Raw genomic sequence first — 14,595 nt, 5'->3', positions numbered from 1 at the left:
CCGGCCCGGCCACGACCAGCGGCTGACGTGCCATCTCGACGGCGCCGGTCAGCACGGCCGTACGGTGCTCGCAGTCGATGGCCGCGCGGTCGACCTTCAGTCCGGTCACCCGAGGCGTGCCGCCGGCAGTCGAGTCGGGCGTGCCCCGCGGGCCATCCCACCCGCACACCGGCCGGCGGGTCACCTCATCCGTACGACAGCTTGGAACACGGATTCGCGTCCGCGCTCCGCGCCTGCTGCGTCAGCGCCTTCGGCAGCGGCTTGGGCGTCGCGCTCACGGCCTTCGCGAAGTCGGCGCCGACGACCAGGTTGATCCCGGTGATGCCGAGCGGTACGAGCTCGGCGCCCGGGAAGAGCTTGGCGAGCGTCGCGGCCTCGGTGGCGTGCTCGGGCCCGTACTCGATGCGGGAGGTCGCGTGGTCCTGGGACCGGGCCGTGGCCGTGCGGGTGACGGTGAAGTGGTCGGCCGTGAGCTTCTCGGACGCCTTCGTGGCGAGGCCGCCCGTCGTGGTGCCGTTGAAGACGCCGACGGAGATGCCCGTGCCGTCGACCGGCGGGGTCGGGGTGGGCTTCGGGGCGACCTTGCCCGAGGCGTTGACGCCTTCCAGGGTGCGGTCGGCGCGCAGTTCGGCGAAGAGGTCGTCCACGTCCGGGTGGACCAGGTCTATCCGGGAGCCCGCGTAGCGCCAGGGGGCGGTGATGAACTTGATGTTCTTCAGGTCGATGTTCTTCAGCGACATGCCGAACGACATCAGTTTGGCGGCGCTGCCCAGGCCGGGGTCGACGGTGAGGGACTTGGTGGCCGCGTTGGCCAGCGGCAGCAGCGTGGTCGGGTTCATGCCCTGGCCCTTGATCTTGCTGATCAGGGCGGAGAGGAAGGCCTGCTGCCGGAGCATCCGGCCGACGTCGGAGTTGTCGCCGATGCCGTGCCGCATACGGACGTAGTCCAGCGCCTTCTGTCCGGACAGCGTCTGCATGCCCGCCTCGAGGACGAGTTCGCCCCGGGTGGCCCGCTTGGGGTGCAGGTCGCGCTGGTAGATCCTGTTGGGCACGCAGACCTCGACGCCGTGCACGGCGGAGGTCATGGCGGCGAACCCGGCGAAGTCGACCACCATGGTGTGGTCGACGCGCAGGCCCGACAGCTTCTCGATGGTGTTCTGGGTACAGGCCGGGTTGCCCTTCTCCGTGTCGCCCATGGAGAAAGCGGAGTTGAACATCGCGCTCGGCTGGTCCGGCGACCAGGTGCCGTCCGGCAGCAGGCACGGCGGTATCTCGACCAGCGAGTCACGGGGTATGGAGACGCCGACCGCGTGTTTGTGGTCGGGGTAGATGTGCAGCAGGATCGTGGTGTCCGAGCGGCCGATCGTGCCGGAGGCCGAACCGCCGAGTTTGCCGTTCTCGCCGGACCTGGTGTCGGAACCGATCAGCAGGACATTGACCGGTTTGTTGCCGTCGGCGTCCGCCTGCACGGCTTTGGGGCGGTTCTTGCTGAGCCCGGCCGAGTCGAAGGTGGCGATATTGGCGTTCAGCTTGAGATAGACCGCTCCGGCGCCGGCCGCCACAAGCACCACGACTGACGCCGCTATCGCGATGATCCAGCGCTTGCGGCTGCGCTTGGGTCTGCGCCCACGAACGCCCATTCCCACACCCTCGGTCCGGTGGCTCCCCTGCACACCACGAAGCCCCAACGTTTACCACGAGCCCCGGGGCCTCCATATGACTGCGGTCACACTGATATCTCGGGGGGCAGGCGGTCGCCCGACCAGCAACTGTACGTGGTCGGATTGGAAGAGACCGGAAATGTGAGGTGCGTGACGGTTCAGGGCGTCAGCCAGGACTGACAATGTGCCAGTATTCGTCCATAAAGGCCCACGGCTCGGCTCGCGGCCCGGCTCACAACTCGTTCTGGAGCGCGCGCAGCCAGTCCAGGGAGTCCTTCGGCGTGAGCGCCACCGCGCCCAGCGCGTTCATCGCCTTGTCGTACTCCACGACCTCGTCGTGCTTGTCGACGTAGAGCGCGCCGGTGAGCTGCTCCAGGTAGACCAGGTCGGGCAGGTCCGACTCCGGGAAGCTCAGCAGGGTGAAGGCGCCGCCGCCCGCCGCGTGCCCGCCGGTCGCGAACGGCAGGATCCGCACATCCACGTTGGGCGCCTCGGCGGCCTCCAGGATGTGCCGGACCTGGCCGCGCATCACCTGCCGCCCGCCGAACGGACGGCGCAGCGCGCCCTCGTCCATCACGGCGACGAAGTGCGGTGCCCGCTCGGACACGAGGAGCTTCTGCCGCTCCAGGCGTAGACCGACTCGTCTCTCCACCCAGGGTTCGGCTCCCTCGGGGTGACCAAGTCGGATCACCGACCTGATGTAGTCCTCGGTCTGCAGCAAGCCGTGCACGAACTGCACCTCGAAGGTGCGGATGAGGGCCGCGGACTCCTCCAGACCCACGTACGTCTGGAACCAGGTCGGCATCACCTCTCCGTAGCCGTGCCACCAGCCGGCCGCGTTCGCCTCGCGGACCAGGCCGAGCATGGCCAGCCGCTCGGCCTCCTCGGTGACGCCGTACAGCGTCAGAAGGTCGGCTACGTCCCGCTCCTTGAAGCTGACTCTGCCCAGCTCCATGCGGCTGATCTTCGATTCGGAGGCGCGGATCGAATAGCCCGCGTCCTCCCTGCTGATGCCCCTGGACTCACGCAGCCTTCGTAGCTGCGCTCCGAGCAGCATGCGTCGCACGATGGACCCGCCTCCCGGCTGCCCTGCGCTCATAGGTCACGCTCCGCCCTTGGTTCATCCGCAGTCTGCCACTTATGCATCGCGGGCAGTACCCATTCCGTCACTCTCCATCGTCACGTGCATCAAAGGCATGCAGATGCACGTGCAGACGCTCTTGCACGACAGGGCGTTGATCCATGAGCATGGTGGTCGTGCAGATACTCCGGGGGCACGTATGAGGCAAGAGGCCGCAGCAGTGCTTGAGCCGTTATGGCAGGGCGTGCTCGCGCCCGAGCGGCTCGCCGCGGGCAGCGGGGCCACCTGCGAGCTTCCGGCCGCCCTGGAGTCGGTGCGCGAGGCACGGCGCTTCACCTGTACGACCCTCCAGCGGTGGGACCTGACGGCACTGCGCGACTCCATGGAGCTGGTCGCCTCAGAACTGGTCACGAACGCGCTGCGGTACGCCGTCCCGATCGGTACGCCCGGCACTCCGGTCCGGTTGAGCCTGGTCCGCTGGACCTCCCGCGTGGTCTGCGCGGTACGGGATCCCAGTGCCGCGGCGCCGATCGCCAAGGACCCCGACTACGTGGCCGAGACCGGCCGCGGTCTGCACCTGGTCGACTCGTTCAGTGAGAACTGGGGATGGCACCCGCTGGCCGGCGCCGGAAAGGTCGTCTGGGCGCTTTTCCTGGCGCCGGGCCCGCATTAGAGAATCGGGGCGCCGTCGAAGAGCGTGCCACGGCACAGGGCGGTACCGCGGCGCGGGACCGTACTACGGCATGAGGTGGTCGAACTCGCCCGCCTTCACGCCGATGATCATCGATTCGATCTCGGCCCGCGTATAAATCAACGCCGGACCGTCCGGAAAGCGCGAATTGCGTACGGCGACCTCACCGTCGGGCAGCGCCGCGAACTCCACGCAGGTCCCATTGGCATTGCTGTGACGGCTCTTCTGCCAGACGACACCCGTAAGGTCCTCCGCAGCCATTCCGTTGTGCGTCCGGCCCATCAACCACTCTCCATAAGTGCCCTTGTCTGTATCGCGTGTGGTACGGCAGATGATAACTCGTGCCCGAGGCACATGCATCTGCACGTGCATGTGCACGTGCAGTCACAGGCGGTGATCTTCAGAGGTGACATCAGCGCCGGTTACACCGCGGCGTCCGATACGATATTGACGGCCCGGCAGCCGAATTTCTCACTCCACGCAACGAATTGGGAGCAGCCTGCAATGGCTCGTCACCTCATCACGTCAGCCCTGCCCTATATCAACGGGATCAAGCACCTGGGCAACATGGTGGGGTCCATGCTCCCGGCGGACGTCTACGCCCGGTATCTGCGGCAGCGCGGTCACGAGGTGCTCTACATCTGCGCCACCGACGAACACGGCACCCCGGCCGAGCTGGCGGCGAAGGAGGCCGGACTGCCGGTGGACGTCTTCTGCGCCCAGGCGCACGACACCCAGAAAGCGATCTACGACGGCTTCGAACTGTCCTTCGACCACTTCGGCCGCAGCTCCTCCGCGCAGAACGTCGACATCACCCAGCGCTTCGCCCGCCGCCTGCACGCGAACGGCTTCATCGAGGAGCGCGCCATCCGGCAGGTCTACTCGCTGGACGACGAGCGCTTCCTGCCCGACCGCTACATCGTCGGCACCTGCCCGCACTGCGGATACGACAAGGCGCGCGGCGACCAGTGCGAGAACTGCACCCGGGTGCTGGACCCCACCGACCTGATCGAGCCGCGCTCCGCGATCAGCGGCAGCAGCAGGCTGGAGGTCCGCGAGACCAAGCACCTCTTCCTCCTCCAGTCCGAACTGGCCGCCGAGGTCGAGGCGTGGATCGACGCCAACAGCGCCGACTGGCCGACCCTGGCCTCCTCGATCGCCCGCAAGTGGCTCACCGAAGGACTCCAGGACCGGGCGATCACCCGCGACCTCGACTGGGGCGTCCCCGTCCCCGCCGACACCTGGCCTGAGCTGGCCGCCGAGGGCAAGGTCTTCTACGTCTGGTTCGACGCACCGATCGAGTACATCGGTTCCACCAAGGAATGGTCGGACGCCGATCCGGAGAACCGGGACTGGAAGTCGTGGTGGTACGAGGCAGACGACACCGTCCGGTACACCGAGTTCATGGCGAAGGACAATGTCCCCTTTCACACCGTGATGTTCCCGGCCACCCAGCTCGGCACCCGCGAGCCGTGGAAGAAGGTCGACTTCGTCAAGGCGTTCAACTGGCTCAACTACTACGGCGGCAAGTTCTCCACCTCCCAGCGCCGCGGCGTCTTCACCGACGCCGCGCTGGAACTCCTGCCGGCCGACTACTGGCGCTACTTCCTGATGGCCAACGCCCCCGAGTCCGACGACACGTCCTTCACCTGGGAGTTGTTCACGGCCTCCGTCAACAAGGACCTCGCCGACACCCTAGGCAATTTCGTCAACCGCGTCCTGTCCTTCTCCCGCAAGCGTTTCGGCGACCAGGTCCCGGCCGGTGCGCCGGCCGGCGACGCGGAGGCCAGACTCGGCGAGCAGATCGCCGGTCTCCTCTCCGAATACGAGATCCACCTGGAGGCCGTCCAGTTCCGCAAGGCTGCGCAATCCCTGCGCGCCCTGTGGAGCGCGGGCAACTCCTACCTGGAGGAGAAGGCCCCCTGGCTGGAGATCAAGACCGACCCGGACGGCGCCGCCCTCACACTGCGCACCGCGATGAACCTGATCCACCTCTACGCGGTGCTCTCCGAGCCCTTCATCCCGTCGTCCGCGAAGACCATGCGCACCGCTTTCACCCTCCCGTCGGACGACGCCCGCTGGGTCACCCCGGACGAGGCCCGCGCCCTGGCCGCGGTGCCGGCGGGCACCGCGTTCACGGTGCCCCCGGTGCTCTTCGCGAAGATCACCGACGAGGACCTGGAGTCGTACGTGGAGCGCTTCGGCGGGGACCCGGACGCGGACCTGTAAGGCACTCGGACCAGGCAGCGCAGTACGCCGGCGGGCTCGACCGAGCCCGCCGGCGTTTTCGGCTCGACCGACGAGCCGCGCGGGACGCGGCTACTACTTCCCGCTCGGCTTGCGCAGCGCGATGTGCAGCTCGCGCAGCCTCGTCTCGCCGACCTCCGACGGCGCCCCCATCAGGAGGTCCTGCGCGTGCTGGTTCAGCGGGAAGGCGATCGTCTCCCGGATGTTCGGCTCGTCCGCGAGCAGCATGACCATGCGGTCGACGCCGGGTGCGATCCCGCCGTGGGGCGGCGCCCCGTAGTGGAAGGCGCGGAGCATGCCGCCGAACTCCGCCTCGACCGTCTCGCGGGAGTAGCCCGCGATCTCGAACGCCTTGTACATGACGGCCGGCTCGTGGTTCCGGATCGCGCCGGAGGACAGTTCGACGCCGTTGCAGACGATGTCGTACTGCCAGGCGAGGATGTCCAGCGGGTCCTTGGTCTCCAGCGCCTCAAGGCCGCCCTGCGGCATGGAGAACGGGTTGTGGGAGAACTCGATCGCCCCGGTGTCCTCGTTGCGCTCGAACATCGGGAAGTCCACGATCCAGCAGAACCGGAAGACGCCCTCCTCGAAGTGCCCGGCGCGCCGTCCCGCCTCCACCCGCACCGGTCCCATGATCCTGGAGACCTCGTCGAACTCGCCGGCGCCGAAGAAGATCGCCGTGCCCGGCTTGGCACCGACGGCGGCGACCAGGGCGCTGACGTCCTCCTCGCCGAGGAACTTCGCGATGGGCCCGGTGAGCGCGTTGTCGTCGCCGACCCGCACCCAGGCCAGGCCCTTGGCGCCGAGCGAGACCGCGTACTCGCCGAGGGAGTCGAAGAACTTGCGCGGCTGGTCGGCGGTGTCGGGGACGGCGAGGGCGCGTACGTGCTTGCCGGCGAAGGCCTTGAAGCCCGAGCCCGCGAAGACCGACGAGACGTCGACCAGTTCCAGGGAGGTACGCAGGTCCGGCTTGTCGTTCCCGTACTTCACCATCGCCTCGCGGAACGGGATGCGCGGGAACGGCGAGGTCACGGTCCGGCCGCCGCCGAGCTCCGTGAAGAGGTCGGTCATCACCTTCTCGATGACGCCGAAGACGTCCTCCTGCTCGACGAAGCTCATCTCGACGTCGAGCTGGTAGAACTCACCGGGGGAGCGGTCGGCGCGGGAGTCCTCGTCGCGGAAGCAGGGGGCGATCTGGAAGTACCGGTCGAACCCGGAGATCATCAGGAGCTGCTTGAACTGCTGCGGCGCCTGCGGAAGCGCGTAGAAGGTGCCTGGGTGGACGCGCGAGGGCACCAGGAAGTCGCGGGCGCCCTCCGGGGAGGTGGCCGACAGGATCGGGGTCGCCATCTCGTTGAAGCCGAGCGCGGTCATCTCGCGCCGCAGGAAGGAGATGACCTGGGTGCGCAGCATGATGTTGCGGTGCATGCGCTGGCGGCGCAGGTCGAGGAAGCGGTTGGTGAGCCGCATCTCCTCGTTGGCGTTGTCCTCCGGGAAGACCGGGAACGGCAGCGGGTCGGCGGCGCCCAGCACCTCCAGGGAGGACACCTCGACCTCGACCTCGCCGGTCGGCAGCTCGGGGTTGACGTTCTCCGGCGCGCGGGCGACGACGCGGCCGTCCACCCGTACCACCGACTCCTTGGACTGGCTGCTGAGCTGCTCGTACGCCGGTGATCCGGGACGGGCGACGAGCTGCGTGAAACCGTAGTGGTCGCGCAGGTCGACGAAGAGGATGCCGCCCAGATCGCGGCGATTGTGCAGCCAGCCGGACAGGCGGACGTCGGTGCCGACGTCGGTGGCGCGCAGCTCGCCGCAGGTGTGGGACCGGTACCGGTGCATCGTTCGTCCAAGTCGTCAGGTCGCAGGGAAGGCCGGGCCCGGGCACCGGTACCAGGGAGCGAAACCGGGGAACCGATACCGGGGACCCGCCCAGCCTACCGGCGCCGCCGCCTCCTCCCCCATTCGGTTACCGTCCTCACGTTGGCCCATACCAGCCCGATCCACCTAAAATGAGCGAATGCGCACCGAGGACGTCCTGGCGGCGGTGGGGTACGGCCTGTGGCAGTGGGACGAGTCCGCCGGCACCGTGACGGTCGACAGCCGGGCGGCCCGGCTGCTGGGACTGTCCGGCGGGGCCGCCACCCACCGCTCCTCCGTCGTACGGGCCTGCCTGCATGCCGCGGACTACGTGACCCTGGCGGGCGCGGTGTCGCTGGCCACCGCGGAGAACACGGTGGCCGAGTCGCTGCTGCGGGTGGTGGGCGACGGCGGCCTGATCCAGCGGACGGTACAGGTCCGGCTGCGCCCGCGGGGACCGCTGCTCAGCGGCACACTGCACGAGGTACGCGCCGGCCGGCAGCCCGACACGCCGCCGCCCGGCGACTGGCGGCGGGCCCGCGAGGCGTTCCTGCTGGACGCGGGCCGCGCGCTCGCCGAGGCCGACTCGACCGCCGAGGTGCTGCGGGTGGCGGCCACCCTCTCGATGCCCGGGTTCTCCCCCGACGGGCTGGCCGTCTTCGGCGTGGACGGCGACAGCCTGTCGGTCATCGGCCACCACGGCCACGAGATCGGCGCCGACGCCCCCTTTCTGAACATGCCGCTGAGCACCGACTACCCCGCCTCCCTGGTGGTCCGCACCGGCCAGGCCGTCTACCTGCCGAGCCCGAAGGCGTACGCGGAGCGCTTCCCGGGCACCTGGCCGCTGGCGCAGCCGTTCGGCCGCTCCTCGTGGGCCTTCCTGCCGCTGATCGCCGCCGGGACCACGATCGGCGCGTGGATGGCGGCCTTCCGCGAGCCGGTGGCGTTCACCGCCGACGAGCGGTCCGTACTGACCACCGTCGCCCGCATGCTCGCCCAGGCCCTCTCCCGCGCCCACCTGCACGAATCCGAGCGGGCCCTGTCCGACGGCCTGCAACGCACGATGCTGCCGGTGCGCGAGCCCGGCATCGACGGCATGGCGGTCGCCGCGCGCTACGTGCCGACCGGCGGCGGGCTCCAGGTCGGCGGCGACTGGTACGACGTGATCGACCTGCCCTCGGGCAGCACCGCGCTCGTCATCGGCGACGTCCAGGGCCACGACGTACGGGCCGCCGGCATCATGGGCCAGCTCCGGATCGCGCTGCGCGCCTACGCCGCCGAAGGGCACAGCCCGGACGCCGTACTGTCCAGGACCTCCCGGTTCCTGGCCGGCCTGGCCGACCAGGCGCACTCGGACGAGGTACGGTTCGCGACCTGTCTGTACCTGGAGGTCGACCCGGCCACCGGCACCCTGGACGTGGTGCGGGCCGGGCACCCGGAACCCGCGATCCGGCTGAGCGACGGCACGACGATCCTCCGCCGCACGGCCGGCGGCCTGCCGCTGGGCGTCGAACCCGACACCGACTACCCCACCACGCGGCTGGTCCTCGAACCGGGTGAGGTGCTGCTGCTGTGCACCGACGGCCTGATCGAGACCGGTGGCCACGACCTGGAGACCGGCTGGCGCCGCCTGTGCGACGTCTTCGGGACCGGCCCCGCCGACGATCTCGAGTCGCTCGCCGACGCGATGGTCCGCGCCGTGCACGGACCGGCCTCCCACCACACCACCGGCCCGCTCGCCGACCGCCGCGAGGACGACATCGCCCTCGTGCTGCTCCGCCGCGACCCCGACGGCCCCGCCCGCGCGCTCCCCACCCGCCGTACCGTCCTCACCGTCGCCCAGGCCGACCCCGCCCGCATCCGCGCGGCCCGCGACGACATCCGCGCCCTCCTCCACGACTGGAACTGCGCCGACCAGCTCGAATCCGCCGTTCTCCTGGTCTCCGAACTCGTCGCCAACGTCCTCGTCCACACCGACGACGACGCTTTTCTCACCGCTCACCTCACCGGCGTGCCCGGCTCCCGCCGCCTCCGCATCGAGGTCGCCGACCGCTCCGACGACATGCCCCACCGCCGCACCCCCGGCGAAATGGCCTCCTCCGGCCGCGGCCTCCTCCTCATGGAGGAGCTCGCCGACGCGTGGGGCGTCGACCCGCGGGGGGACGGCAAGTCCATCTGGTTCGAGCTCCACGAATCCACAACCCCGTCATAGGGGCACGGGGGGCATGGGAGGGACCGCCCCGACGAGGTGACGTCCCGGCTGCCGCGGCTGCCACGCCCGTACCAGGTCCTCAGGCCCCCAGTGCGCGGCGAGCGGCAGACCGCCGGCCACCCCGTCGCGGGAGACCGCGACCAGCGGGGTGCGGGGCGCGGCGCCGGGGACGGCGAGCGTCGTATGTGATCCGGTGCCGGCCGCGCGGAAGGCCGTGGCAGGCGGCGACGGCCGCCTCGTCCGCCTCCGGCTCGGCAGCGGGTCGGGGCGACGGACCAACGCCGTCAGCCCCGCCCACGTCTGCCGGCCCGTCTCCGCGCCGGCCCCGGTCAGCCGAGCAACGCGTCCCAGGTGCGGGCGTCGACCAGACCGTCCACGGGCAGCGAGCGCGAGGACTGGAAGGTCTTGACGCCGGACTGCGTGCCCGATCCGAAGACGCCGTCGACGGTGGTGGGGATGCCGTGCGCGGACAACTGGCTCTGGACCGCCTTCACGGCTTCACCGGTCTGGCCGAGGGAGACGTTCAGGACGGCCTGGTTCCAGGTCTGGTTGCCGGCGATGCCGTCCGCGACCGCTTTCCGCGCGGACTGGAAGGAGGTGACGGCGCTCTGCGTGGCCGGTCCGTAGGACCCGTCGGCGGTGATCGAGGACCCCCAGTACCGCAGCAGGTACTGCAAGGTCCGTACGGACTCGCCGGTGTTTCCGCTCTGGAGCACCGGCCAGACCGGCGCTGCCGGGTCGCCCCCGATCTGGGCCGCCACGTCGCGGCGCAGTTGCGGCAGCATCGAGTAGAGGACGTCACCACAGCACTGGGTGTTGTTGAAGTCCCGGTGGGCCCAGATCTGATACGCGCGTAGACCGTACTGACGGGCTATGTACGCACACAGATCGACCAGCTTCGCGTACTGCTGGGCGGTCGGTGCCACCGTGGTGTACGTGCCCTCGTTCTCGATGCCGACGGCCACGTTGTTCTGGCCGGTGCAGTGCGCGGAGACGACGTGCTTGCCACCGTTCACCAGCGAGTTCAGGCTCTCGTGGCGGCCCTCCAGCACGTAACCGCCGCGGCTGTTCGTGAAGTGCTGCCCGCTGTCGATCCAGCCGTTGCCGGTCATGTGGAAGTCCTGGATCTGGCGGGCCACCGTGAAGGCGTGCGCCAGGGAGTAGTCCGTGCTGTTCGCCCCGGCGGTGTGGTGAACGATGATCTTGTCGGGACGCGAGGCCAGCACGCTCACCGGTGCGCTGGGCGGCTTGGCGCCCCAGGCGGCGCAGTCGTAAATCGTCGGTGTGGCGGCGAACGCGGGTTGCGCCGACATCGTGAACAGCCCTGCTGTTCCGACAACGGCCGCACCGCCCAGCACTAACGTTCGGCGGGACAGTTCGGTGACTCGCTGCGAGCCATCGTCCGGGAGATCCGGCGTTCGGCGGCTGTCAGCCGTCATGAGCCCTTCTTTCCATAGCCAAAAGGGGTGAAAAGGAAGGAAGTTCCGCCGTCACTGACGGCATAGCTGTTACCATCTCGCGCTCGGCAGTCACAAGCAATACTCCCCCCACTGCCCCTCGTTCCCCTACCTGTCGTCAGTTCCGCACGCACCGGGGGACGTTGCCGCCACAGGGGTCCTGACGGGGCCGCGGCCCACCGCACCGGCGCCGCGACGGTGGACCGGATCGCGCACCCGGCCGCCCCCGGCGACTCCGGCATGAATCACCTTTTCGCCGGGACACGGCCATTCGGGCTTTATTGGGTCGGACATTCCCGCAAGTCGTGTGTCGGACCAAGAACCGGCAAATCGCCGATGTTAGCCAGGGCACGTCGCACTGTTCCGACTGCCGGATAATCCCGGTTCTCAGAGTGGGAGATCCCCATGCCTGGCCGCACCATCCTGCGCCGACCACCCACCGTCAGGTTCATGACGGCGTGCCTGGTCGTCTCCGCCGCCCTGTTGTCCACCGCGACCGTTTCCGCGGCCGACGCCGCCGGCAGCGGTCCCGGCCGTGCCGGCTCCGCCGCCGCGGCCGTGCCGCCGCCCGGCGCCGCCAGCGAGGACCAGGCGGACGACAGCGAGCGGAACCTGCCGACCAACCCCGGCACTCCGACGCCGATCCGGCGGACCCAGCGCTCGTTCGACCCGGAGGCGTCCTTCACCGCGAAGTGGACGCGGAACGACGCCCGGCAGATCCTCGGGCAGTCCGACCTCACCGCGACCGGCCCGGCCAACTCGCTGCCGTTGTCGCAGACCATGCCGGAGATCCCGGAGGACTTCCCGGACACCAACGAGGACGTGTGGGTCTGGGACACCTGGCCGCTGACCGACGGTCAGGGCAACCAGGTGACGTACCGCGGCTGGGACGTGGTCCTCTCGCTGACCGCCGAGCGGAACGCCGGCTACACCTTCGACGAGCGGCACACGCACGCCCGGATCGGCTACTTCTACCGGCGCGCCGACATCCCGGCCGACCTGCGTCCGCGCAACGGCGGCTGGATCTACGGCGGCGACCTGTTCCCCGACGGCGCGTCGCTGGGCACCGCCGAGTGGTCCGGGTCCACCCGTATCTTCCCCGACGGCCGGATCAAGACCTTCTACACGGCCGTGGACTTCACCCCGCCGAGGGCGGTCATCACCCTCGCCGACGGCGCGATCCAGGCCGACTCCGCCGGAGTGCGCTTCACCGGCTTCACCCGCGCGCAGCACACCCCGCTGCTGGAGCCGGACGGGACGTTCTACCAGACCCCCGAGCAGAACCCGTTCTTCAACTTCCGTGACCCGTACACCTTCAGCGACCCGCAGCACCCCGGCCGCACGTACATGGTCTTCGAGGGCAACACCGGGGGTCAGACGGGCTCCTACGAGTGCCAGGAATCCGACCTCGGCTACCTGCCCGGCGACCCGAACGCGGAGACGCTGGAAGCGGTACGGGCCACCGGCTCCAACTTCCAGGTCGGCAACATCGGCCTCGCGGTGGCGGACAACGCGGACCTGTCGCAGTGGCACTTCCTGCCGCCGCTGCTGTCGGCGAACTGCGTCAACGCGCAGACCGAGCGACCCGAGGTGTACATCAAGGACGGGAAGTACTACCTGTTCACCATCTCGCACCGCTACACCTTCGCCGAGTCGCTCCAGGGCCCGGACGGCCTCTACGGCTTCGTCGGCAACAGCATCCGCAGCGACTACCAGCCGCTCAACCAGTCGGCGCTGTCGATGGGCAACCCCACCAACCTCAACCTCCCGCCCACCGACCCCGACCAGAACCCGCGGCAGTTCCAGGCGTACTCGCACTACGTCATGCCCGGCGGTGAGGTGACCTCGTTCATCGACAACGTCAACGGCCGGCGCGGTGGCAGCTACGCCCCGACCGTCCGGATCAACATCGCCGGGTCACGCACCTTTGTCGACCAGAACTACGGCCGCAACGGACTCGGCGCGTACGGCGACATCCGCGGCAACGTCCGGTGGTTCTGACCCCGCAGGACCAGTGGTGATCCGGCCGGTCGGCCCGGCCGGATCACCGACGGCGGTCACCGACCGCCCCGGGGGGCCCGGACGCGGTCACCGCCCGAGGTCGGTGTCCGCCGGAATCGGCCCGAGCCGGCCCGCCTTGCAGTCGTCGAACGCCCGGGCCGGCTCGGCGTAGGTGTTCACGGTCAACGGGCCGTACCGCATCATCGGCCCGCGGACGGGGAGTCCGCCGAGCAGGACGGCCTCGAAGCTGGGGGACCGTCCACGCGTCATCGCGTACGCGGGGGACGAGGCGGTCGGGCCGGCCCCCGCGCCGGAAGCTCACACGCCGTAAGGCAGGCTCAACGGCCGTACGGCGAGTCCGCCGGGATGGTGCCGAGGCGGCCGGCCTGGAAGTCGTCAAAAGCCTGCGCCAGTTCGGCGTGGGTGTTCATCACGAACGGACCGTACTGCATCATCGGCTCGCGGATCGGCAGCCCACCGAGCAGTACCACCTCGAAGTTCGCGCTGCGGGAGTCCTGCGTTCCGTCCGCCCGCACCGTGAGCGAGTCACCGTGACCGAAGACGACCGCCTGGCCCAGCTGGAAGGGTCGCCCCTCGGTGCCCGCTGAACCGCGCCCGGCGAGCCCGTAGGCGAGGGCGTTGAAGTCCGCCCGCCAGGGCAGGGTGACCGAGGCGCCCGCGGTCACCGACACATGGGCCATCGTGATCGGCGTGTGCGTGGCGCCCGGCCCCTGGTGGCCTCCCAGGTCGCCTGCGATGAGGCGCACCAGCGCGCCGCCGTCCTCCGACGAGAGCAGTTTCACGCTCCCGCCACGGATGTCCTGGTATTTCGGCGCGATCATCTTGTCCTTGCGCGGCAGATTCACCCACAGTTGCAAGCCGTGGAAGAGGCCCCCGCTCATCACCAGTTCCTCGGGTGGCGTTTCGATGTGCAGCAGGCCGGAGCCGGCTGTCATCCACTGCGTGTCGCCGTTGGTGATGGTGCCGCCGCCACCGTGTGAATCCTGGTGGATGAAGGTCCCGTCCATGATGTACGTGACGGTCTCGAAGCCGCGGTGCGGGTGCCAGGGCGTCCCTTTCGGCTCCCCGGCTTGATAGTCCACCTCGCCCATCTGGTCCATCATGATGAACGGGTCCAGGCGCCGGTAGTCGATGCCGGCGAAGGCGCGGCGGACCGGGAAGCCCTCACCCTCGTAGCCGCTCGGCGCCGTGGAGACGGCGAGGGCCGGGCGCGGCTGGGCGTCGGCGGGTGTGGTCACACGCGGCAGGGTCAGCGGGTTCTCTACGGTCACGGCGGGCATGACGGCCTCCTTGGTGATGCTCCGGTTCCAATTTAGTTGAACTCTGAACATCTCGCAAGGCGTGACTATTCCATCACGGGGTTCGCC

At 69.5% G+C, this 14,595-nt stretch carries 11 protein-coding genes; 4 read left to right on the top strand and 7 right to left on the bottom strand.

Annotated features, from left to right (window positions below; translation table 11 throughout):
* Nucleotides 1–185: 185 nt before the first annotated feature.
* A complete protein-coding gene (locus VIW71_RS17615) occupies nucleotides 186–1,640 on the bottom strand; it encodes an LCP family protein (protein ID WP_331623286.1) in 1,455 nt (484 codons plus the stop codon).
* Between the two features lie 253 nt (nucleotides 1,641–1,893).
* The gene (locus VIW71_RS17610) at nucleotides 1,894–2,760 is read right to left on the bottom strand and encodes a helix-turn-helix domain-containing protein (protein WP_331623285.1); all 867 of its coding nucleotides are present in this window, start codon (nucleotides 2,758–2,760) and stop codon (nucleotides 1,894–1,896) included.
* Nucleotides 2,761–2,941: 181 nt separating this feature from the next.
* On the opposite strand from VIW71_RS17610, the gene VIW71_RS17605 reads away from it, so the two are divergent.
* Nucleotides 2,942–3,415 (top strand): ATP-binding protein, encoded by a 474-nt coding sequence (locus VIW71_RS17605; RefSeq protein ID WP_414720768.1) that lies wholly within the window; start codon nucleotides 2,942–2,944, stop codon nucleotides 3,413–3,415.
* Nucleotides 3,416–3,478: 63 nt separating this feature from the next.
* Here the strand turns inward: VIW71_RS17605 and VIW71_RS17600 are convergent, their stop codons facing one another.
* Nucleotides 3,479–3,715 (bottom strand): DUF397 domain-containing protein, encoded by a 237-nt coding sequence (locus VIW71_RS17600; RefSeq protein ID WP_331623283.1) that lies wholly within the window; start codon nucleotides 3,713–3,715, stop codon nucleotides 3,479–3,481.
* Nucleotides 3,716–3,937: 222 nt separating this feature from the next.
* Between VIW71_RS17600 and metG the strand changes: the two genes are divergently transcribed.
* Nucleotides 3,938–5,662: a methionine--tRNA ligase gene (metG, locus tag VIW71_RS17595; protein ID WP_331623282.1), complete on the top strand. Its 1,725-nt coding sequence runs from the start codon at nucleotides 3,938–3,940 to the stop codon at nucleotides 5,660–5,662.
* Nucleotides 5,663–5,755: 93 nt separating this feature from the next.
* Here the strand turns inward: metG and aspS are convergent, their stop codons facing one another.
* A complete protein-coding gene (aspS, locus tag VIW71_RS17590) occupies nucleotides 5,756–7,519 on the bottom strand; it encodes an aspartate--tRNA ligase (protein ID WP_331623281.1) in 1,764 nt (587 codons plus the stop codon).
* Between the two features lie 178 nt (nucleotides 7,520–7,697).
* Between aspS and VIW71_RS17585 the strand changes: the two genes are divergently transcribed.
* Nucleotides 7,698–9,749, top strand: a complete 2,052-nt coding sequence (locus VIW71_RS17585; protein WP_331623280.1) for an ATP-binding SpoIIE family protein phosphatase — start codon at nucleotides 7,698–7,700, stop codon at nucleotides 9,747–9,749.
* Between the two features lie 329 nt (nucleotides 9,750–10,078).
* On the opposite strand, the gene VIW71_RS17575 is transcribed toward VIW71_RS17585, so the two are convergent.
* Nucleotides 10,079–11,062: a peptidoglycan recognition protein family protein gene (locus VIW71_RS17575; protein ID WP_331623279.1), complete on the bottom strand. Its 984-nt coding sequence runs from the start codon at nucleotides 11,060–11,062 to the stop codon at nucleotides 10,079–10,081.
* Between the two features lie 549 nt (nucleotides 11,063–11,611).
* On the opposite strand from VIW71_RS17575, the gene VIW71_RS17570 reads away from it, so the two are divergent.
* Nucleotides 11,612–13,207, top strand: a complete 1,596-nt coding sequence (locus tag VIW71_RS17570) for a glycoside hydrolase family 68 protein (protein WP_331623278.1) — start codon at nucleotides 11,612–11,614, stop codon at nucleotides 13,205–13,207.
* Nucleotides 13,208–13,294: 87 nt separating this feature from the next.
* Here VIW71_RS17570 and VIW71_RS17565 read toward each other — a convergent pair whose 3' ends face one another.
* Both VIW71_RS17565 and VIW71_RS17560 read right to left on the bottom strand, forming a co-directional pair.
* Nucleotides 13,295–13,477, bottom strand: a complete 183-nt coding sequence (locus VIW71_RS17565) for a hypothetical protein (protein WP_414720767.1) — start codon at nucleotides 13,475–13,477, stop codon at nucleotides 13,295–13,297.
* Between the two features lie 68 nt (nucleotides 13,478–13,545).
* On the bottom strand, nucleotides 13,546–14,508 hold the full coding sequence (locus tag VIW71_RS17560; RefSeq protein WP_331623277.1) for a pirin family protein: 963 nt from the start codon (nucleotides 14,506–14,508) through the stop codon (nucleotides 13,546–13,548).
* Nucleotides 14,509–14,595: the final 87 nt, after the last annotated feature.

Source organism: Streptomyces sp., assembly GCF_036524955.1.
Taxonomy (GTDB): Bacteria; Actinomycetota; Actinomycetes; order Streptomycetales; family Streptomycetaceae; genus Actinacidiphila.
Note: the sequence above shows the minus strand (reverse complement) of the source record. Positions and strands in the feature narration are given on the sequence as shown.

Bases quoted from the DNA above. Each gene is read 5' to 3' on its own strand.
- VIW71_RS17570 (WP_331623278.1), top strand. From the start codon at position 11,612: ATGCCTGGCCGCACCATCCTGCGCCGACCACCCACCGTCAGGTTCATG.
- metG (WP_331623282.1), top strand. From the start codon at position 3,938: ATGGCTCGTCACCTCATCACGTCAGCCCTGCCCTATATCAACGGGATC.
- VIW71_RS17560 (WP_331623277.1), bottom strand. From the start codon at position 14,508: ATGCCCGCCGTGACCGTAGAGAACCCGCTGACCCTGCCGCGTGTGACC.
- VIW71_RS17575 (WP_331623279.1), bottom strand. From the start codon at position 11,062: ATGTCGGCGCAACCCGCGTTCGCCGCCACACCGACGATTTACGACTGC.
- VIW71_RS17585 (WP_331623280.1), top strand. From the start codon at position 7,698: ATGCGCACCGAGGACGTCCTGGCGGCGGTGGGGTACGGCCTGTGGCAG.
- VIW71_RS17615 (WP_331623286.1), bottom strand. From the start codon at position 1,640: ATGGGCGTTCGTGGGCGCAGACCCAAGCGCAGCCGCAAGCGCTGGATC.
- VIW71_RS17600 (WP_331623283.1), bottom strand. From the start codon at position 3,715: ATGGGCCGGACGCACAACGGAATGGCTGCGGAGGACCTTACGGGTGTC.
- VIW71_RS17605 (WP_414720768.1), top strand. From the start codon at position 2,942: ATGAGGCAAGAGGCCGCAGCAGTGCTTGAGCCGTTATGGCAGGGCGTG.
- VIW71_RS17610 (WP_331623285.1), bottom strand. From the start codon at position 2,760: ATGAGCGCAGGGCAGCCGGGAGGCGGGTCCATCGTGCGACGCATGCTG.
- VIW71_RS17565 (WP_414720767.1), bottom strand. From the start codon at position 13,477: ATGACGCGTGGACGGTCCCCCAGCTTCGAGGCCGTCCTGCTCGGCGGA.
- aspS (WP_331623281.1), bottom strand. From the start codon at position 7,519: ATGCACCGGTACCGGTCCCACACCTGCGGCGAGCTGCGCGCCACCGAC.